We start from the raw sequence: 20,276 nt of genomic DNA, 5'->3' as shown, positions 1-20,276 counted from the left end.
TCAAGTCCCAGCCAATTTCTTCGGCGACATTTTCCATCTTGAAATGTACTCAAGCGGCGGTTAGCGTCAAGTCCCAGCCGAATAACCACGCGGTAACCCGGTATGCCGAATGTACTCAAGCGGCGGTTAGCGTCAAGTCCCAGCAAGTCGGTTGTGTTTGGTGTGAGCTGGAAGAATGTACTCAAGCGGCGGTTAGCGTCAAGTCCCAGCGGACATTCGCGAATACTGACGGCTCCGATTAATGTACTCAAGCGGCGGTTAGCGTCAAGTCCCAGCGGACCCACGCCTCCGTGCCCTCGCGTTAGAAAATGTACTCAAGCGGCGGTTAGCGTCAAGTCCCAGCCCAACCGGTCCCGGGTATGTTCAGGACCGGAATGTACTCAAGCGGCGGTTAGCGTCAAGTCCCAGCTGCCCAGATCACCACGAATCAGCGCACGATAATGTACTCAAGCGGCGGTTAGCGTCAAGTCCCAGCGCCGCTCGATGCGGATAAAGGTATCAGCCTAATGTACTCAAGCGGCGGTTAGCGTCAAGTCCCAGCCATGAAAGCCACATTCAGCGTCACGAGAAAAATGTACTCAAGCGGCGGTTAGCGTCAAGTCCCAGCGCTGCCGAGTGGGCAGCTTTACCCATTGCCAAGCTGACCACCCGGCAGCGCCACGCAATTTTCCAGCCTACATTCCGAATCAAAAACCCTATATTGCCATCCAATGGATGAGAAACTGTTAGTCCGGCGAGCGCAGGCCGGTGACTTCGAGGCCTTCACCGACCTCATCAAGGCCCACAAGGATCGTATTTACGGCCTGGCCCTGCGGTTGTCCGGCAACAGCCAGGACGCCGAGGATGTTGTCCAGGACACGTTTCTCAAAGCGATCGACAAGATCGACCAGTTCCGGCTGGAGTCGTCGTTCGGCACCTGGCTGTACTCGATAGCGCTCAACCAGGCGCGGGCGATGCTCGCCAGGCGGAAGCAGGAAGACCTCAAGCCGATCGAGGAGTACCTGCCGGTACGAGTGGCGGCCGATGACGACAGCGGTGGTCACGGCCATGGCAGTCATGGCTTGTTCGAGTGGAAAGACCCGGAGAAGCTGCTCGAGGACAAGGAACTTCGGCAGGCGATCGACAAACTGATCGCGGAGCTGCCGTATCAGTATCGCGAGGCGTTCTTGCTGAGGTACGACCAGGGGCTGTCGGTGAAAGAAATTGCGGCGATCATAAATGAATCCGAAGCGGCCACCAAGTCACGTATTCTGCGCGCCCGACTGGCGCTTCGGGAAAAACTCTCAGAAATTTTCGAGACCCGCTATGACCGGGAAGTGTCCTGAGTATCTCAACGACCTGAACGACTATCTCGACGGCACTCTGGATCAGGCCACCTGCGCCGAGATACAGAGACATCTTGGCGAGTGCGAGAACTGCCGGATCATGATAGACACACTCCGCCAGACAGTCACGCTCTGCCGCGGTGGCAAGCCGGAGCCGTTGCCGCCCGCGCTCGAGGCGCGGCTCAACGGTTTGCTCAAAACCCGCTGGGAACAAAAGTTCGGCAAGCGACCGGGTTAAGTGAAATCAGGTGGCCCACAACATTGCTCTGGGTGCTGGTGACTTCCCAACCAATAACTCCCAATGGTGGGCGGCAGACCTCCCGGTCTGCCCCATCCAGATCCTTCTTCGATACACGGGCACACGGGGAGAGGCTGTCTCAAAACCTCGATCTGTTGCGGCAGGTCTTGCTTCGGGTCCGACACGCTCCGCGGGTCGGGCTCGAAGTGTGACCTGACGCCGTAGATCTGGAGCGTGGTAGGCGCGTCAGTTCACACCCCTTTTGCCTTGTTCAACGGTCAAAGAAAAAGGGGCAAGAACTGACGCAACTGTTTCGGCGTCTTTTGAGACAGCCTCAGGACGTCTGCCACGCACGGAATTAGCAAATACTAGTTGTTAGGGTGCTGACATCCTCTGAGAAAGGAGCTTTGTCGAAACCACCTCTCCTCCAGCGGGGATGGTTTCGATGCACAAAACTACAAGACCCCCCTAAAACTTCGCCCACCTCGGCACGCGAGGAAAGGTCAGTACGTCGCGTATGTTCGCCATGCCGGTGATGTACATGACCGAGCGCTCGAACCCAAGCCCGAATCCCGCGTGCGGAACGGTCCCCCAACGGCGAATGTCGGTGTACCAGTAGTAGTTTTCGATGCCGGTCATCCCCTTCTTCTTGATCCGATCCATGAGCACGTCGTACCGTTCCTCGCGCTGCGAGCCGCCGATAATCTCCCCCACTTTCGGCACGAGCACGTCCATCGCAGCTACCGTTTTGCCGTCATCGTTGACCCGCATATAGAACGACTTGATCTGTTCGGGATAGTCGGTCACGATCACCGGCCGGCCGATTTTCTTCTCAGTCAGGTAACGCTCATGTTCGCTTTGGAGATCACTGCCCCACTCGGTCGGGTACTCGAACTTCTCACCCGATTTCTTGAGCAGGTCAATCGCCTGCGTGTACGTGATGCGCTCGAATTGCGAATTGACCACGCTTTCGAGCGTACGGATGACATCCTTGTCCACCCACTGATTAAAGAACGCCATGTCGTCGGCGCACTCTTCGAGCGCGTAGCGGAACAGGTATTTCAGAAAATCCTCGGCCAGATCCATGTTGTCTACCAGCTCCGCCCAGGCCATCTCCGGTTCGATCATCCAGAACTCCGAGGCGTGCCGGCTGGTATTGGAATTCTCGGCGCGGAAGGTCGGCCCGAACGTATATATATCTCCCAGCGCGGTGGCTAATAGCTCGCCCTCGAGTTGGCCTGACACCGCAAGAAATGTCTCCGACGCAAAGAAATCGGCATCCCAGTCTATCCTGCCGTCCTTGCGTGGCAGTTTGTCCAGATCGAGCGTGGTCACCCGAAACAGGTCACCGGCTCCCTCGCAGTCCGAGCCAGTAATCAGCGGCGTGTGGATATAGTAAAAGCCGCGCTCCTGATAGTACTTGTGAATGGCATAGGCCAGTTTCGACTTGATACGCGCTACCGCCCCAAACGTATTGGTGCGCGGCCGAAGGTGGGCGATCTCGCGTAAGTATTCAAAAGTATGCCGTTTCTTCTGGAGCGGGTACGACGGGTCGGCCTCGCCGACCAGGTCAAGCGACTCGACTGTCAGCTCGTACTTCTGGCCCTCACCTTGCGACGGCACCAGTTTGCCTTTGACTCGTACCGAAGCGCCGGTCAGCAGCTTTTCCAGCACCGGCAGTTTAGCCGGTTCGTGTACGACCGCCTGGATATTCCCCATGCAGGAACCGTCGTTGATTTCGACAAAGGCGACCGCTTTAGAAATACGGACGGTTCTTACCCAGCCGAGCACGGTGATAGCTGTGCCTGCCGGAACTGCGTCATCTATAAGGACGCGCGAAATGCGGGTTCGGGTTTTGTAATCCATGGCGGCGTTCCTTCACGAAAAGCGATATTACGGACCGGCAAAGATATGTCGCCACAGCTTGTTAGGCAAGGGGGTGGCATGCGTGAAATCAGGCGTGACACGTCGGATTGACTGAACTATCTTGGTAGCGAATCAAAGTAATAGGCGTGGTGCTACGGCCGTAGCATAAACCTGCTGCAAGCGGCGGGCTTGGGAGACTGATCGGCCGACTGAAAGGAAGTATACGATGGCTGAGCTACTAAACGAGAAAGTCCGGCAGCGGACGTTCATCGCCGCAGCGCCGGACGAGGTGTTCGATACAGTCACTTCGGCGACACACTGGGACAAGTTTTTCACGACCGGCATGGAATTGGATCCCAAGCCCGGAGGCGTCTGCTCGTTTTCCTGGAAGGACTGGGGCCCGGATGAATACACAATGAAGGTGCCGGGGAAGGTGCTCGAGATAGAACGCCCGCGGCTCTTTTCGTTCCAGTGGGGTGCCGAACAGCGGGCGACAACTGTCCGAATTGAGTTGACCGCGCAGGATGGGGGTACGGTGGTGACGCTTGAAGAGGGGGGCTATCGCGACACCTCCGATGGCCGCGCCATGATCCTCGAGTGTGCATCCGGCTGGGGTGAGGCCCTGACCCTCCTGAAATTCTACATCGAGCACGGGATCACCTACCGTTGTGAACGGACCACGTCGAGAAGGTAGCGTGCGGTGACTGGCAACAGATAATTGATCGGGAGGGTTCTGTCCCAAATGGTCCTGGGGGCTGCAGGCGCGGAGGCCTGCCGATCAGAGGCGCAGTGGGCCGCCGGACTTGTCCACCAGACCTTACTTCTGGCTGTCCTGGCAAGTCTCGACCACCGTGCGGTAGTTGCGGATCAGCGATTCAGTGGTCTTACGCGACGTCGACTCCGCAAAGATGCTGAACGCAGCGTTGAACCGGTCCGGCGCGATCAGTACCCAGCCGTCGTCCTCGAGAATGCGCACACCGTCGATCAACTGCCGCCGCTTGTTGGCCGACTCGGTGATCAGCCGTCGCATGACCATCCCCTTGCGCGACCACGGGCAAGGCACCGTCACCGTCTGCCGCACGAGATGCTCATAGTTGGTTCTCAGGTGGCTGAGCCGCCCGCGGGTCTGGGCGAGCATCTCCAGAATGTGAATGAGCGCGAACATAGCGTCGGCGCCGCTGTGAAAGCGTGAGAAGATAAACCCGCCGCGCGTGCCGCCCACAAAGTCGGCGCCACCGGAGTTGTGAATCTTCATCATCGCCTGGTGATCGTTGGTCACGCGCACCACCTCGACCCCGTACCGCTCGGCGATCTCCTCGATCCCCATCGTAGCCGCCACCGGCACGGCGATTCTCTTTGGATGATGCGTCTGTAAGTACAGCTCGGTGACTATCATGAGGAGGATCTGGTCGTCGAGCGGGCGGCCGTTCTCATCTACCACAGTCAGCTTCTCGGCAGCCGGGTTGATTCGGAATCCGACATCAGCATTTAGTGAGCGAACTATGGCCGACAACTGCACAATCGCCCGCGCCGACTCTTCGGGCGGCACCGAAGATTTCTTCGGATTAGGGTGTGAGTTAAGCTCCGTGGTGGAAATACCGAGCCGCGAGAAAAGGTCGGGGAATACTTCCGACGATGACCCGTGGGCATAATCGACAACAATTTTGAACCCGGCTTCTTTGATGATCTCGGCGTCCACCTCGGACATGAAATCGGCCTGGTAATCCCGCAAGATGCCCTGGGGATAGTCGAGGTGGCCGATGTCATTGATTGAAGCGCGCTGGAAATCCTCACCGAAATAATTCCGCTCGACCTTCTTGAGCTGCGACGGCGGCATGTCGAGCGCCGACCCGTGGAAAAAGATGAAGTCGAGATAGCGATAATCGACGGGGTTGTGACGAGCGTAGATGCCGGCGGCATATTCGCCCTTTCGAAGGGCGTAGCGTACAACCGGCACGGGCAGCGTTTCCAGGTCGTATACGTTGACACCTGAGGCAAGCAGCCCGGCCATCATAGAGCGTCTCAGTAGCTGCGCTACGTCTGAGACTTCCCGGCTGGTTACTACCGCAGCTCCCGGCCCCAGTGTGGCACCAAACGCCGCGCCAACTTTTACAGCCATCTCCGGCGTAATCTCGGTCAGGGCCAGGCCGGTGATCTTAGAATCCGTGAACAGTTCCCGGTTCCAGGCATCGCCCCATACCAGCGACGATGACACAATCGCGCTCTCGTCTACCCGCTTCCCGGGCCAGATCTTGCAGTTGGCTCGCACCGTAGCGTCATCGCCTACCACGCAGTCATCGGAGATGATGGCATGATCGGCCAGCTCGACATTATCGCCGATCTGAACCCGGGCGCACACCAGGGCCCGCGAGAAACGGCACTGGCCGCCGATCGTGGTATCCGCCCACACCACCGTGTCCTTGAGACTGCAGCCTGCCCCTATCCGTACCCGCTGCCCGAGCGCGCAGTTGTGCAGCGCGGAGCCGTCGCCCACGTGCACGTCATCCCCCAGCAATATCGTACCGGAGAATCTGGTACCCTGCCCGAGGTGGACATTGCGGCCGCGGTGAATCACCGCCTGATCCAGGATCTGCCGCTCGGCCTTGAGATCCAGCTTCAGGTCGCCCCCGAACAAATCAAAATGGGCGCGGAAGTACTCGTCAACATTGCCGACATCTTTCCAGTATCCCGCCATGATCTTGCCGCACAGCTTCATCCCCTTTTTCAGCATCAGCGGGAAGAGGTTTTGAGAGAAGTCGAAATTCTCGTCTTTGGGGATCAGTTCGACCGCCTGGGGCTCCAGAATGTAAATACCGGTATTGATCGTATCAGAGAACGCCTCGCCCCAGGTCGGCTTTTCCAGAAAGCGCACGATCCGGCCGTCGTCGTCGGTAATCACGATTCCGTAGGCGATCGGGTTTTCCACCCGCGTGAGCAAAACGGTGGCGTCGGCCTCTTTCTGCCGGTGCCAGGCAATGGCTTCCGCCAGATCGAAATTCGTTACCAGGTCGCCTGAGATCACGAGTACCGGCTCCCGGGTGTCCCCCACGGCATAGCGGACAGCTCCGGCGGTGCCGAGATCATCCGCGGGCTTCTCGTAGCTCATGCGCACGCCGACCGCGGCGCCGTCGCCGAAATGCCCGCGGATACTCTCGGGCTGGAAATACAGCAACGAGGTTACGTCAGCCAGGCCATGCCGGGCGAGGAGGCCGACCACATGTTCCATCATGGGGATATTGCCGATCGGCACCATCGGCTTGGGGGTGTTGATTGTTAGGGGGCGTAGACGGGTCCCGAACCCGCCTGCCATGACAATAGCCTTCATCAACGTACCTTGGTCATCCGGATTCACGCTTCAAGACAAGGAGTCCTTGTTGTATCAATCGGCTGGAAACGTCCTTGAAATCACCGAAAACATTATACGCAATCTTCTCAGAGTCGCAATATGCCATCAGATCCTTTTTGGCAAAAACGATATCGGCCGCCCGGGCGCCGCAGGCGTCAGAATACCCGTCGCCCACAAAAACCACGCGACAGGTCTCTCCCGCAGCTCGCCGGAACTCCTCTATCCGGGCAGCCTTGCAATTGCCGCAGCCGGGACAGATCCGGAACGGGTAGGGGAATTCTATTCTGATCCCGCCGTTCTCCAGGTGGGCGATATTGCTCCGGAAGCTGACCTGATCGAGCCCCGCCCGAAGGAGCAGTCGACGGATATACAGGTCCAACCCCTCGGAGACGATTACCACCGGCACGCCGGCGTCAGCGCAGAGCCGAGTAAACTCGGCGAAAGTCGGGTCGAGTTCGAATTGGTCCAGAAAGTTGTCAATCTGCTGTGGTGTGGCGCGAACCATCTCGGATTCGAGCCGCATGCAGTCGCGAGTCGAGAGGCGCCCGGCTTTCCAGTCTGGAAGCAACGCCTCGTTGCGGCCTCCGGAAAAGTGGCGGTACAGGTGATACCCCACGTCCCGCCGTGCCACCGTGCCGTCGAAATCGCAGAATATGGCCAGGTGGGTCTTATTCATGGCGAGACGATTTGAGAAGCTGCGCCGCAAACTGAATGTCCGGCCGCGACGGCACCACTGCTTTGAGATAGGCGGTGTAAGCGCCCGACCTTCGCTCCAGGGCGATCTGCCTGAGGCGCATCTTGACATAATCACCGTGGCGCATGAACTCATCGGCATCGAGCCGGCGCGCGTGCTCGAGCAGCAATCTGTTCGCGCGCCGTAACGGCCGATTGGGCGGCTCCTGCAAAACCACATTCATCAGTTTTTCCACCTGTTCAGTCGTGGGGGATACGTATTCGAATCCGGAGCTGGTAACGAATTGACGGAACCGTTCCACCCAGGAATCATCCAGGGCGAACTGATCGGCGGCGACTATGTCATCCTGGTTCCTTGCGGCAAACTGCTGAAGCAACAGCGAACTCTCTATGGCGCGCACGAAATGGGATTGTTCCTCCAGCGTCAGGACATGATGGGGCGCCAGCCCACGGCCGATTTCGGTCAGAGTCGAGTCGAATTCGTTCAGGTACAGCGAATCGGCCAGGTAGTAGCGCGAAACCGTCAGGCGCACACCGCTGCCGTCGTGGAGGCGGCTGTATCCCTGAACCAGCCCCTTGCCGAATGTCGTGTCGCCCACCAGTACGGCCCGCCCCAACTGACCGAGTGACCCCGCGACAATCTCCGCCGCCGAGGCCGATCCGCGATCCACCAGGATCGCCATGGGCAGCCCGCGCGTCATATCCCGGCCGCTGGAATACCACGTTTCCTCTTCCCATCGCGAGCGGCCATCGGTGCCGACCACAAACTTCCCCTTATCTAGGAAGAGATTGGCCGACTGTATAGCCTCTGAAAGCAGTCCGCCCGGATTGTCGCGCAAGTCGAGAATCACGCCCTGCGGACGAGGTCCTGGCTTGCCCAGGAGCGAATCAAGGGCGGATTTCAGCGCGCGCGACGCGCCGGCGTCAAAATCGAGCAGCCTGATATACAGCACGGTATCAGACGTCAGCCCGGCAAACGGTATGTGCACGAAATCGATCTTCTTGCGCGTGACTTTAACTCGCAGCGTGTCCTCATCGACCGGGCGAAACAACGTCAGCGAAACGTCGGTGCCGGCCGGGCCGCGAAGCACGCCGGTGGCGTGATCGGCAGCGAGGCCGCGAAGGCTGGTGCTGTCCACTCTGGAGATAATGTCGCCGCTCAGTACGCCCGCTTCGGCAGCCGGGCCGTCCTCGCGTACCGACATAATCAGCAGCCCGCTGTCATGCTCGATAACCGAGACACCGATCCCCGAATAGCTGCCGCTGAGTTCCTCCTGCATACGGTCCCACTGGCGCGGCGGCACGTATCCGGAATACCTGTCGAGCCGCGAGAACATCGCGTCCATCGCCGACTCAGCCATCCGGTCCCAATTGACTTCGTGTTCGTAGACCCGGTTTATGACTGTCGCCAGCCGGATCAGATCCAGCGAATCACGCAGTCCTTGATCTGTCAGAACAAAGACACCGCTAGCCCCGGCTATCAGACTTATGAGCACGAGAAAACAGGCGGACAGAAGGACGTGGCGACGCTGAGAAAACGGAGGCAGGGTCATAGGCGACGTAATTTCCGGTCGAGGTGCTTTTTCACCTCCTCAAACACCGTATCGACCGACGGAGTCCCATCTACGACTTTTACCCGCCCAGGTTCAGATTCGGCGATCCTGAGAAATCCACGCCGCACCCGCCGGTGAAACGCGGCAGGCTCTGCCTCGAGACGATCGCGTTTGGGGCCGAGCCGGGTCGCCGCCACCTTGAGGCTGATGTCGAACACAAGAGTGAGATCCGGTCGGCACTGGCCTACCGCCATCCGGTGCAATTGTCGGACCATCTTCAAATCCAACCCGCGCCCGTAACCCTGATATGCAGTGGTGCTGTCATAGAACCGGTCGCATAGCACAATGCGGCCGGCTTCAAGGTGCGGAATGATCTCCCGGGCAGTGATATCGGCACGCGCGGCTTCATAGAGCAGGAGCTCGGTGGTATCCGACAGCGATGAATTGCGATCGAGCAAAATGCGGCGGATGCTCTCAGCCACCGGTGTGGAACCCGGCTCCCGCAGCTTGACTACATCGTACCCCCTGACCTTCAGATAGTGACCGGTCCGCTCCAGTTGGGTTGACTTGCCGCAGCCGTCGATCCCCTCGAAAGTGACAAACAAGCCGCGTTCTCTACGGGGAGATTTCATAACGAACCACTCGGCGAATCATAGAAAAAACCGGCGGCCTTTAGCCGCCGGCAAAAATTACGAAATGGGTCATCAAGGCGACACTACTTTTTTGTCCTGACCACCCGCCTGGTGCTTGACGGTTTCACGCTCTTCGTGGGCGAGGATTTCCGAGTCGCCGGCTTCTTGACCTCCGGCTTGCGGGCGGCGGCTTTCATCGGCTGACGCACACCGGTCTGCTTCCAGCCGTACCTGGCAATGAACTCCTCGGTCATCTGGCGCGCCTGCTCATCGGTGTACTGAATCGGCGGCGACTTCTTGAAATAAGCCGACGGCTCCACCAGGGCGCCGGAGAGGCCGTTATCCAAACCCAGCTTGCAGCAGCGAACTGCATCGATCACCACCCCGGCTGAGTTCGGGCTGTCCCAGACCTCGAGCTTGCACTCGATATTGAGCGGCACGTTGCCAAAGGTAGTGCCTTCCATGCGAATATACGCCCACTTGCGGTCCTGCAGCCACTCCACGTAGTCCGACGGTCCGATATGGATCGAGCCCGGCTTCATTTCGTAGTCGAGCTGGCTGGTAACCGCATTGGTCTTGGAGATCTTCTTGGATTCGAGACGAGAGCGCTCCAGCATGTTCAGGAAGTCGGTATTGCCGCCCACGTTGAGCTGGCTGGTCCGGTCGAGGATGACTCCGCGTTCCAGGAACAGGCGTGTCATTACGCGATGGAGAATGGTCGCGCCCACCTGCGACTTGATATCGTCGCCGATCACCGGAAGGCCCCGCTCCTTGAACCGCTTTTGCCAGTACGCCTCGCGAGCAATAAACACGGGGATACAGTTCACCAGTCCGCAGCCGGCGTCGAGTATCTGCTCGACATACCATTTGGTCGCCTCTTCCGAGCCAACCGGCAGATAGTTGACTACCACGTCGGTCCCGGTATCCTTGAGTAGTTTGACGATGTCGACCGTGTCGCCGGGAGCTTTTTCGATGATTTGGCTGAGATAATGTCCCAGCCCGTCGTGGGTCATCCCGCGCTGGACAATAATGCCGGTTTTTGGCACGTCGCAGAACTTGTAGGTACAGTTAGGCCAGGTGTAGATCGCCTCAGCGAGATCTTTGCCGACCTTGTTCTTGTCGATATCAATAGCCGCCGAGAACTCGATGTCGCGGATATGATACCCGCCCAGGTTGACATGCATGAGGCCGGGGATTTTCTCATCCTCCCTGGCCTTTTTGTAGAACTCGACACCCTGCACCAGCGACGACGCGCAGTTGCCGACTCCGATAATCGCGACTCTTACTTTCCTGCTCATGGCTGATTCCCTTCTATTGAAGCGAGCCTGTTTGACCATTGTTAAACGGCCGGAATATATCAGGGTTTCAACGGGGCCGTCAATAATTGCTGGTGCAGCGCAGAGAAATATATAATATTGGTATATGCATTATGACCAATTGGTCATTACGCCCGTGCGCGGCAGACTTCCTGGTCTGCCCGGAGATGGCCAACGCCACCCCCGGCCAATGGGCTCACCTCACCGAACGGCTTTCATCCGACGGCCATCAAGGTCGTCACCCTCGGCCACGACCGAGGGTCCAGTTGTGTCGGCCGATCACTGGCCCACATGCGTGCGCCCATTTACACCGTGTTTCTCTCGACATCTTTGGGCCACCATAACGATCACAACTGGATACCCGCTTTCGCGGGTATGACGGGACTGGAGTCCCGTCTGATTGAAAACGCAACTGGTAGCCCACAGCTTGCTGTGGGTTGTTCGAGGATAAAATGAAACAGACAAGTCACATACTTTTCGGTGCGCGGCCCGCCGCAGGCGGGCCCTCATCTGCCGGCTCGTAAGAGACCATCGGTTCATGGCAGGACCGCAGGTCTCCCGCTCGACCCTTGCTGGAGACACTCATGCTTGACGAAAACGTAATCACAGACCTCGTCCGTCGCCGCGTGATCTCGGACACTTTCCGCCGCCTGACACCGGAGAAGAAACTCCAAGTCTATCAAGCCGCCATCCGTCTTTTCGGCGAGTACGGCTACGATGGTCTCGCGGTCGATCGCATTTGCCACGAAGCCGGCATATCCAAAGGCTCGTTCTTCCAATACTTCGAATCCAAAAGCCACTTGCTGGAATTCGCTATTCTGGTATTCGACAATTACCTGTCGAAACTGGTTGCCGAGCTGCGTCAGAACGAGAAAGCCGCCCTCGCCAAAGACCGCTTTCGGTCTCTGTACGAATCGTTGGTGGTCAACGCGAGGCTGACTGAATCGGAGCAGAAGTTCTTCTTGTTTGTGACGCATGCGTTGGATCACGCCGGGGTGGTACTGGAAGGGATCGATCTCGAGCGACATCACCACCAGTGGGTACTCGACATTATCACGCGCGGTGTTCGGACCGGCGAGATTCGCGGAGACTTTGATGTTGAACTGACTGAGTACCTGGTATCAGCGCTTATCGAGGCGCTTTTGCGCCGCCAGTACTCCGGTCGGGCGGTCCCCGATCGCCGCACGGAGGAGTATCTGATTTCGTTTTTGTTTGATGGGATAAAGGGGTGAGCGCAGATGGCCGTGGAACTGCACCTTCGATCATGTCACTGTCGGCGGCAGACCTCTGACGGCTGTCCACGGGCTTTGTATGTTGCATTAGGTCTTGAGCACGACCTGGTTCGCACAGCGGACCAGGTCTGGCGGCAACCTGACGTCGGGTGGGCCGCTCCGCTAGCGGCGGATAGGTTTCTTTAGCCCGACGGCCCGCAGGGGCCGTCACCCTCGGCCACGACCGAGGGTCCAGTTGTCTTCGCTGGTCACCGACCCAATGCCTAATCGCATTTGCACTTGGCGCTTAAAGCACAGGAGTTGCTGCCGTAGCCAAAACAACTGGGCACCCGCTTCCGCGGGTGTGACGGGCCTTGGGTCCCGTCTTATTCTGATTACATCAGCAACCCCTCCCGGTCTGCCGCATGAGCATGCTGCGTAGCATTGTTATCGGTGAGGCACACGAAGACGTGTGCCGTCCACCCGATTCGAGCAGTCCCCGTAGGGCAGGAACCCTGTGCTCCTGCCGTTGTCGGCAGGACCGCGGGGGTCCTGCCCTACCGGTTGACCGCCACCTGCGGGCGGAAATCGTTCATCGCAAGAAGCGTCTGCTGCCGCCGGCGAACTTCTCTCTCAGTCAACACAAAATCCGGCCCGACCTGCTCGATCATGATCGAGGACACACACGACGCAAAACATCCCGCCTGCCGTAGATCACGCGTGCGTAGATACTCGTACGTGAACCCCGCCATGTAGGTATCACCGGCGCCGGTGGAGTCGATCAGGTCGACCTCAAACGGAGGAATGTCCACGAACCGGGCGCCGTCGTATATGATCGAACCAAGCTCGGCGAGCGTGACGATAACGGTTTTGGGCCCCCATGATTTGATTATACGCGCCGCCTCGTACGGATCATGACGGCAGTCGATCCCGGTCAGTACTTTTCCTTCGAGTTCGTTCGGCTTGACAATGTCAAACAGGCCGAGAACCTCCTCGATACCGTCCGGCTTCTCGTGAAAAATACGGCCGCCGGGATCGGCGCCGCGAAGCAGCCCCTGCGGATCGCAGAAGAACAAACCTTGGACATTTTGCCTGATTTCGCGAATCCGTTCGAACGAGACTTCGCCCAGTATCGGCCCGATCAGCACGGCATCGGAGTTCTGGTACCATGGCGGGTCGATTTGCTCGATATCAGCGGCCCGACCGAGCAGATCAAGCGTGCGGTTGCCATAGTTATCATAGTAGATTAGCGAAAACCCGCCGGTCCCCGGCGAGGGGAGAATCTTGTACTCGATGCCGTACCTGGCCAGTCCCGCCCCGAACTCGGCGCGGTAATCCTCGCCGATTGCTCCAATCAGTCGCACCTTGCTTCCCAGTTTGGCCAGCGCCAGGGCGGCGTTGGTCGAACAGCCGGAGAGCACGCGCGTTTTGGTATCCACTCGCTGGGTCTTGATGTAGTCGTAAACCGGGTTGCCGATAGCAGTGATCATGCCATGTTCTTGGGCTGTATCGATTGGTTAGCGGTGGACTGGCTGCGTGTCAGGCCGTGACGACGAAGATGACATTCTCAAACCGTCCTGCGGTCACCCAGGACCTTTCTGGCAAAAGCGAGTCGCTGGATGGCGGTGATAACCGATGTCACCCCCACGATAATCAGCGCCAGTTCCAGCCAGCGCCCTTTCGGCCACGAACCGGTGGGCAGGAAATGTTCGAGAATCGAACCGACCATAATGATGACGAACTTTTCGAGCCGCCCCATGATCCCGACCGCGCAGTTCTCCATTTTCCCCAGCGACTCTGCCGCCGCACGGGTGTACGACGCTATCAGCATCCCGAACAGAGCAAACAGGCCCCAGCCGGGGTGCACGGCCCCGGACATGGCTATCCCGGCGAGTATGAAAAACTCGCCGTAGCGGTCGGAAACGTGATCGAGAATGCCGCCGTAGACTGTGCCCAGGTTCCCGGCCCGGGCGGTGGAACCGTCGAGCATGTCGGTCAGCGAGGTCAGCAGCATCCAGACCACGCCCCAGATCATCTCGTTGCGCCAGAAATAAACTCCGGAGACGATCGCGCAGACGAGCGATATTGCTGTCAGGAAGTTCGGTTTCAGTCCCAGTCGGAGACAGACCTTGCCGAGCACGAGCGAGGTTCGCTCGTACCATTCCCGTTTGCGCTGGTTAATCCCTGGCACTGTCTCCAAGCCTATTCGTTACCGGTCTGCCTAAAGAACCGTCACCGTGCTGTCGGGCGACCCCGCCCGACGGTCCGGCGTCGCTTCTTCCACAGACCCTTAAACCAGCGGCCAATATACCGGCGCAATTCCCGGCCGTCAATCTAACACAGGACGGTTCCCGCGAGCCGCTGTCAGGCACTGTTTGACAATTCCCCTCCCGACCGGGATATTGCGCCGATGTTCATCGATTATGTCGAGATTGAGGTGGCGGCCGGGCACGGTGGACCCGGCTGTGTGGCGTTTCGCGCCGAAAAGTATGTCCCCAAGGGAGGACCGAGCGGCGGCGACGGCGGCAAGGGGGGCGATATAATCGCGGTAGCAGACCCGGGCCTGAAAACGCTGATGGACTACCGCTATCGCCGCACTGTCAAAGCTGAGAACGGCCTGCCGGGGAGCGGCTCTCTCAAGACCGGCCGGTCCGGCGAAAGTGTCGTGTTGCGGGTGCCGGTAGGCACTCTCATAAAGAATCTCGAGACCGGGGAACTGATCGTCGACCTCGATCAGCCCGGCCGCCAGGTGGTAATGGCCAACGGCGGTAAAGGTGGCCGCGGCAACGCCTGGTTCAAGTCTCCCACCAACCAGAGCCCGCGGAAGGCTCAGCCCGGCCTACCGGGCGAGCAGCTCAAACTCGCGCTCGAGTTGAAGCTGTTGGCCGATGTCGGCCTAGTCGGCCAGCCCAACGCCGGAAAATCAACGATCCTTGCCACCTTCTCGGCGGCTCGTCCCAAGATCGCCGACTATCCCTTTACCACCCTGACGCCCAACCTGGGAATTGTGCGTTTCCGAGAGTTCAAATCCTGCGTCATGGCCGATATCCCCGGCCTGATCGAGGGAGCGTCGCAGGGCAAAGGGCTGGGGCATCAGTTCCTGAAGCACATCCAGCGCACCAGCCTCATTGTGTATGTGATTGACGTAAACGACGCGGATATCACCTCCACGCGACTAATACTTCAGAAAGAACTGGCGGAGTTCGATTCGAATCTGGTAAGACGGCCATCGCTGACAGTCATCACCAAGATAGACACGCTGTCCGAAAGTGATCTGGACACTGTTTCGCGGCAACTGCCGCCGGAGTATCTTTACCTCTCGGCGGTGGCCCACCGCGGCGAGGAACGGTTCCTTCAGGCGATAGAGGGACAACTTGATAAGCTCGGAAACTAAAGAACGGCTGGTGGACACTATTACGCTGCTGAGTATCCCCGGAGTAGGGCGGGGTCGGTTTGCCCGCCTGGTCGGCCGGTTCGGCTCGGCAACGCAGGCTCTGGGCGCGCCGTACAACGAACTAGTCCAGGTGCCGGGATTGTCCGATATCACAGCCACCGCCATCAGAGAGAAGCAAGACGGTGAAACCGCCCGCCAGATGGCGGCGCGAATCGCCCAGCACGGCTGGTCAGTGCTTTTCCCGGACAGTCCCGAATACCCGTCTCTTCTCGCGCATATCGATGACCGCCCGCCGCTGCTGTTTCGGCTCGGCGAGGAGTGCACACCAAGCGATAAACACGTCGGCATAGTTGGCACCCGTCACGCCACCGAATGGGGACGCCGTTTCACCCACCAGTTGGCGGCCGAGCTCGCCGGCCTGGGAATCACGGTTGTCTCCGGAATGGCTGAGGGAATCGATTCCGCGGCGCACCGCGGCGCGCTCGACAGCGGCGGCAAAACTGTCGCTATATGGGGCACACCGCTCGATCTGGTCTACCCGCCCAGCAACCGGGAGCTGGCCGAGCGGATCAAAAACCACGGCGCAATCTACTCCGAATACTGGCCGGGAATGGTTGCCAACCCGTCGAATTTTCCCGAACGCAACCGGATCATCTCGGGTATGTCAGAGGGTGTGATCGTGGTAGAGGCGGGGGTCAAGTCCGGCGCGCTAATCACCGCGCAGTTCGCTCTTGAGCAGGGGCGAGAGCTATTCGCCGTGCCGGGCAGGCCCGGCTCCGATAAATCCACCGGCACCAATGCGCTGATCAAACAGGGCGCCCGGCTGTTGCTCTCCGCGCGAGATGTTCTCGAGGAGATCCCCCGCCTGGCCGGCGATCTGAACGCTAAGAAAGTCAAACAGAAGCCCGACCTGACCGATATTGAACTCAAAATGGTAGACCACCTTGCCGCCGGTCCGGTTCAGATAGACCAGTTGTGCCGCCTCGCCGGAATGCCGGTTTCAGAAGTCATGGAGTATCTCCTGGCTCTGGAATTAAAAGGGGTGGTGCAGGAACTTCCGGGCAAACGTTTCGTTCTGACCGACCAATAATCAATGACCGGCCGCACCACTAAAATCGTCAACAAGCTTGGCCTTCATGCCCGCCCGTCCGCACATTTGGTTTCGGTGGCGGCGAAGTTCGAGTCCGAGGTCTTTCTCACACGGGATGACCTGAAGATCAATGCGAAATCGATCATGGGTGTGATGATGCTGGCCGCCGAAAAGGGGTCCGAGTTGCTGGTCGAGGCCGATGGTCCCGACGCCGAAGCGGCGGTCAACGCGGTTATTGAGCTTATCCAGTCCGGCTTTGGGGAGGAAATCTGATATTCCGCTTGCCTTAGGCTGATTCCATTGGCTATATAGGTCGCTTATTCGATTGGGATAGCTAATGGGTGCTGATGTAGGTAAGCGCAAAGTAGTCAGAGGGATACCAATCTCCTCCGGAATCGCCATGGGCCAGGCCCAAGTGGTGGTGCCGGGGCATGTCGAAGTGGCCGAGCTCGCGGTCAAAGTGTCGGAAATTGACCACGAAATCGCCGCCCTGCACCGGGCCGTCCAGGATACGTCCAAGGAACTCAAGAAGTTACAGCAGGCGGCCAGCCGCCGCATGGACGGCACGGTCGCCACCGTGTTTGACGCCCAGCTTCTGATCGCCACCGACCAGGATTTCCTCTCCAAGGTGACCGAGGAAATCACGTCGCAGCAGCGCAACGCCGCATACGTCTACAACCAGATGGTGCACCGAAACACTCATCAACTGCGCCTGTCCAATAACCCGTACCTACGTCAGTCGGCTCAAGAGATCGAGGCCGTAGCCGACCGCGTGCTCTCACATCTGGCCGGGGTCGGTGAGAAATCCACCGCCTGCTATGACTCCGAGACAGTACTTGTCGCCCGCTCGTTCACACCGGGCCACGTGCTCGACTATCGCGAGCGGCGGGCGGTCGGGTTTGTGGCCGGCGAATGCGGCGCCCACTCGCACACGGCGCTGATTGCTCGGTCGCTGCTCATGCCAATGGTCGCCACACCCCATGCCCTGACACGGATACCCGAAAACTGCCGGATCATCGTCGACGGTGCCAATGGGCAAGTCATCATCAATCCGACCGATCGCGAGTGGACCGAGTACGAGAAAAAGCGGCAAAAGCTCGGTCCGGCGATGATCGCCCGGATCAAGAAGCTCGAGGAGATACCGCCCCGCACAGCCGATGGCGTCCCGGTTCAGATAGCTGCCAATCTTGAATTTCCCGGCCCGGTTGACGAGATACTGGCCGGCAAGAAAATCCCGGTCGGTCTGTATCGGACCGAATTTCTCTACATGGACGGGGAGACGCCGCCCGACGAAATCGCCCAGTTCAAGTTCTACGACCGTATCGCCGCCCGTTTTGCCGACTCGCACGTGGTCTTCCGGACTTTCGATCTCGGCTCCGACAAAGTCAGGATCGGCGATCCGATGTACGCCGAGGTCAACCCCGCCCTGGGCTGGCGCGGCATCCGGTGCATGCTCGACCTGCCCGAGGTCTTCAAAACCCAGGTGAGGGCAATCCTGCGCGCCTCAGTGCGACGGAACGTCTGCATCTTGCTGCCGATGATCTCCGATCTGAGTGAATTCCGCAAGGCGCGCAAACTGATCAGCCAGGCGATGTTGGAGCTGCGCCGCAAGGGTGAACTATACGATGATCGTATTCAGATCGGCGTGATGGTCGAGGTGCCGTCGGCGGCCCTCCTGGCGGAACCATTGGCCGAACTCGCCGATTTTGTTCATATTGGCACCAATGACCTGACCCAGTACACGATGTCGGCGGACCGCGGCAACGATCGCGTGGCTGACCTGTATAATCCCTTTCATCCGTCGGTGCTGAACCTGGTGGCGATGACTGTCCGGGCCTGCCGCCGGCTGAACAAACGAGTGTGTGTCTGCGGTGAGGCGGCCGGAGACCCGCTGGGTGTGGTGCTCTTTGTCGGCATGGGTGTGACCGGGTTGTCCATGAACCCCGGCAAGGTGTTTGACTCGTGCCGGTTGATCAAAAAGGTCGATTTCAGCGTGGTTAAGCATCTGGTCGAGCCGGTGCTCGCCAGCAACAGCGCCTCCGCCGCGATGAGACGAATACAGAGTTATCGTAGTACGATAGACAGTTAAGCAACCTCTTTAGAGCAAGGACAGTATCTTGGCACAACTTGATGATCTCGACGCCATCCGGGCCCTCGACCCCGGCAATATGTACAATACCATTTTCGATCTGCCGGAGCAGATGGCCAAGGCTCTCAAGATGGCCGGCGGCTGGAACGTGCCGGTATCGGAATTCCCCGATGTCGGCAATATCGTTGTGGTCGGCATGGGCGGCTCGGCGGTCGGTGGCGATCTTGCCCGCACATTGCTGGCGTCGGAATTGCTGGTCCCGTTTCAGGTGTGTCGCAACTACGCACTTCCGGAGTATGTCGATGATGAAAGCCTGGTGATCGTATCATCCTACAGCGGCAACACCGAGGAAACGCTGGCGGCTATCGACGACGCCCTGGCCCGTTCGGCGATGATTGTCGTGCTTACCACCGGCGGCCTGCTCGAGGAAGTCGCGCAGCTCAATGAGATACCGATGCTCAAGCTGCCGAGCGGCCTGCAGCCGCGCGCGGCGCTCGGATACTCGTTTGTTCCGTTGGCCGTGTTTCTGGAAAAAATAGGGCTGGTTAAGACTGTCGCCGAGCGCATCCGTGGCACGATCGAACACATGAAAGTGACTCGCGAGCGGATGGTGGAAGACAGCACCAGCCAGACCAATCCCGCCAAACAACTGGCGCAACTGATCGACGGCAAGATTCCGGTGGTCTACGCCAACACCACGCTGACCGATGTCGCCGCGCTGCGGTGGAAGACCCAGATCTGTGAGAATGCCAAGATGATGGCTTTCGCCAATGTCTATCCCGAGTTTAACCACAACGAATTGGTGGGCTGGTCCGGCATGTCCCTCGAGCAGAAGGAGCAGCTGATCGTGCTCAATCTGCGCAGCGAGGATGACCACGAAAAGATTTCGGCCCGCATGGACGTAGTCAAGCGTCTGATTGAGGAGCAGGATATCATGGTGATCGACCTGTACGCCTCGGGCGAGACCCCCGTGCAGCGGGTGTTCAACCTGATTCAGATGGGCGATTTTGTCTCGTACTACCTGGCGATTCTCAACGATGTTGATCCCTCGCCGGTGGACGTTATCGAGAACCTGAAGAAAGAGCTGAGCAACCCCAGCGTCACGGAATAAAGTCTCCGGTGCCCCACCCGTTGGGGTGGGTGACAGTGGGCGGCAGACGTCCTGAGGCTGTCCCTCGCCCTATATTAAAAATGGGTAGTGTGCCCTACCTTTCAGGTGGGTTTCCTCTGGTGCCCCAACCGGTAGCCCACAGCTTGCTGTGAGTTGTTCGCAACTGAACAGATCCTCTGAACATAACTTGATAGTCAGAACCGCGTCTCACGCCAACACGTTCGACTCAGGGCTTTTGACCTACATCGCTGGGGTCGAGTCGAGTTTTTATAGAGCCGACGGTGGCAGAATCGCCGGCCGCGCGCAAACGCACGCGACCAAGGGATTCTGCCCTACTTTTGCTGACTCGATTGTCGCAATGAAGCTCCCACCCGTTGGGTGGGGTACCGGTCGAGATAATATAGAGCCCACG

Annotated in this window: 17 protein-coding genes and 1 CRISPR repeat array; of the genes, 9 read left to right on the top strand and 8 right to left on the bottom strand. The window is 58.8% G+C overall.

Annotated features, from left to right (window positions below; translation table 11 throughout):
- Positions 1-42: 42 nt before the first annotated feature.
- Positions 43-607: a CRISPR direct-repeat array (repeat unit 36 nt; unit sequence AATGTACTCAAGCGGCGGTTAGCGTCAAGTCCCAGC).
- Between the two features lie 103 nt (positions 608-710).
- Positions 711-1,325: a sigma-70 family RNA polymerase sigma factor gene (locus AB1772_11250; GenBank protein MEW5796921.1), complete on the top strand. Its 615-nt coding sequence runs from the start codon at positions 711-713 to the stop codon at positions 1,323-1,325.
- Positions 1,306-1,563, top strand: a complete 258-nt coding sequence (locus AB1772_11245) for an anti-sigma factor (GenBank protein ID MEW5796920.1) — start codon at positions 1,306-1,308, stop codon at positions 1,561-1,563. The genes AB1772_11250 and AB1772_11245 overlap by 20 nt, the downstream gene beginning before the upstream one ends.
- A gap of 468 nt (positions 1,564-2,031) precedes the next feature.
- Here the strand turns inward: AB1772_11245 and asnS are convergent, their stop codons facing one another.
- Positions 2,032-3,429: an asparagine--tRNA ligase gene (gene asnS / locus AB1772_11240; protein ID MEW5796919.1), complete on the bottom strand. Its 1,398-nt coding sequence runs from the start codon at positions 3,427-3,429 to the stop codon at positions 2,032-2,034.
- Between the two features lie 226 nt (positions 3,430-3,655).
- On the opposite strand from asnS, the gene AB1772_11235 reads away from it, so the two are divergent.
- On the top strand, positions 3,656-4,123 hold the full coding sequence (locus tag AB1772_11235) for an SRPBCC domain-containing protein (GenBank protein MEW5796918.1): 468 nt from the start codon (positions 3,656-3,658) through the stop codon (positions 4,121-4,123).
- Positions 4,124-4,246: 123 nt separating this feature from the next.
- Here the strand turns inward: AB1772_11235 and AB1772_11230 are convergent, their stop codons facing one another.
- The 5 genes from AB1772_11230 to AB1772_11210 all read right to left on the bottom strand — a co-directional run bounded on the left by AB1772_11230 (position 4,247) and on the right by AB1772_11210 (position 10,951).
- The gene (locus AB1772_11230) at positions 4,247-6,754 is read right to left on the bottom strand and encodes a sugar phosphate nucleotidyltransferase (GenBank protein MEW5796917.1); all 2,508 of its coding nucleotides are present in this window, start codon (positions 6,752-6,754) and stop codon (positions 4,247-4,249) included.
- 13 nt (positions 6,755-6,767) lie between these two features.
- Positions 6,768-7,451 (bottom strand): MtnX-like HAD-IB family phosphatase, encoded by a 684-nt coding sequence (locus tag AB1772_11225; protein ID MEW5796916.1) that lies wholly within the window; start codon positions 7,449-7,451, stop codon positions 6,768-6,770.
- A complete protein-coding gene (locus tag AB1772_11220; GenBank protein MEW5796915.1) occupies positions 7,444-9,021 on the bottom strand; it encodes a S41 family peptidase in 1,578 nt (525 codons plus the stop codon). Before AB1772_11220 ends, AB1772_11225 begins: the two co-directional genes overlap by 8 nt.
- Positions 9,018-9,653 carry a dTMP kinase gene (gene tmk, locus AB1772_11215; GenBank protein MEW5796914.1) on the bottom strand — a complete coding sequence of 212 codons (636 nt, stop codon included), beginning with the start codon at positions 9,651-9,653 and terminating at the stop codon, positions 9,018-9,020. Before tmk ends, AB1772_11220 begins: the two co-directional genes overlap by 4 nt.
- An 83-nt stretch (positions 9,654-9,736) precedes the next feature.
- The gene (locus AB1772_11210) at positions 9,737-10,951 is read right to left on the bottom strand and encodes an inositol-3-phosphate synthase (protein MEW5796913.1); all 1,215 of its coding nucleotides are present in this window, start codon (positions 10,949-10,951) and stop codon (positions 9,737-9,739) included.
- 602 nt (positions 10,952-11,553) lie between these two features.
- Between AB1772_11210 and AB1772_11205 the strand changes: the two genes are divergently transcribed.
- Positions 11,554-12,201, top strand: coding sequence for a TetR/AcrR family transcriptional regulator (locus tag AB1772_11205; GenBank protein MEW5796912.1), 648 nt, complete (start codon positions 11,554-11,556; stop codon positions 12,199-12,201).
- A 536-nt stretch (positions 12,202-12,737) separates the two neighbouring features.
- On the opposite strand, the gene AB1772_11200 is transcribed toward AB1772_11205, so the two are convergent.
- Positions 12,738-13,670 carry a PfkB family carbohydrate kinase gene (locus AB1772_11200; protein MEW5796911.1) on the bottom strand — a complete coding sequence of 311 codons (933 nt, stop codon included), beginning with the start codon at positions 13,668-13,670 and terminating at the stop codon, positions 12,738-12,740.
- 77 nt (positions 13,671-13,747) lie between these two features.
- Complete coding sequence (locus tag AB1772_11195; protein ID MEW5796910.1) at positions 13,748-14,371, bottom strand: CDP-alcohol phosphatidyltransferase family protein; 624 nt, start codon at positions 14,369-14,371, stop codon at positions 13,748-13,750.
- 219 nt (positions 14,372-14,590) lie between these two features.
- Here AB1772_11195 and obgE point away from each other — a divergent pair, with 219 nt between their 5' ends.
- From obgE to AB1772_11170, 5 genes are all read left to right on the top strand, one after another.
- Positions 14,591-15,574 (top strand): GTPase ObgE, encoded by a 984-nt coding sequence (gene obgE / locus AB1772_11190; protein ID MEW5796909.1) that lies wholly within the window; start codon positions 14,591-14,593, stop codon positions 15,572-15,574.
- Positions 15,555-16,664: a DNA-processing protein DprA gene (gene dprA, locus AB1772_11185; GenBank protein ID MEW5796908.1), complete on the top strand. Its 1,110-nt coding sequence runs from the start codon at positions 15,555-15,557 to the stop codon at positions 16,662-16,664. Before obgE ends, dprA begins: the two co-directional genes overlap by 20 nt.
- Before the next feature lie 3 nt (positions 16,665-16,667).
- On the top strand, positions 16,668-16,937 hold the full coding sequence (locus tag AB1772_11180) for an HPr family phosphocarrier protein (GenBank protein MEW5796907.1): 270 nt from the start codon (positions 16,668-16,670) through the stop codon (positions 16,935-16,937).
- 64 nt (positions 16,938-17,001) lie between these two features.
- Entirely contained in the window at positions 17,002-18,753 is a 1,752-nt protein-coding gene (ptsP, locus tag AB1772_11175; GenBank protein ID MEW5796906.1) for a phosphoenolpyruvate--protein phosphotransferase, read from the top strand.
- 28 nt (positions 18,754-18,781) lie between these two features.
- Positions 18,782-19,864: a bifunctional phosphoglucose/phosphomannose isomerase gene (locus AB1772_11170; GenBank protein MEW5796905.1), complete on the top strand. Its 1,083-nt coding sequence runs from the start codon at positions 18,782-18,784 to the stop codon at positions 19,862-19,864.
- Positions 19,865-20,276 lie beyond the last annotated feature (412 nt).

The organism is Candidatus Zixiibacteriota bacterium, from assembly GCA_040752815.1.
In the GTDB taxonomy this organism is placed as follows: domain Bacteria; phylum Zixibacteria; class MSB-5A5; order GN15; family FEB-12; genus JAGGTI01.
This window is presented reverse-complemented; position numbering and strand designations above follow the sequence as displayed.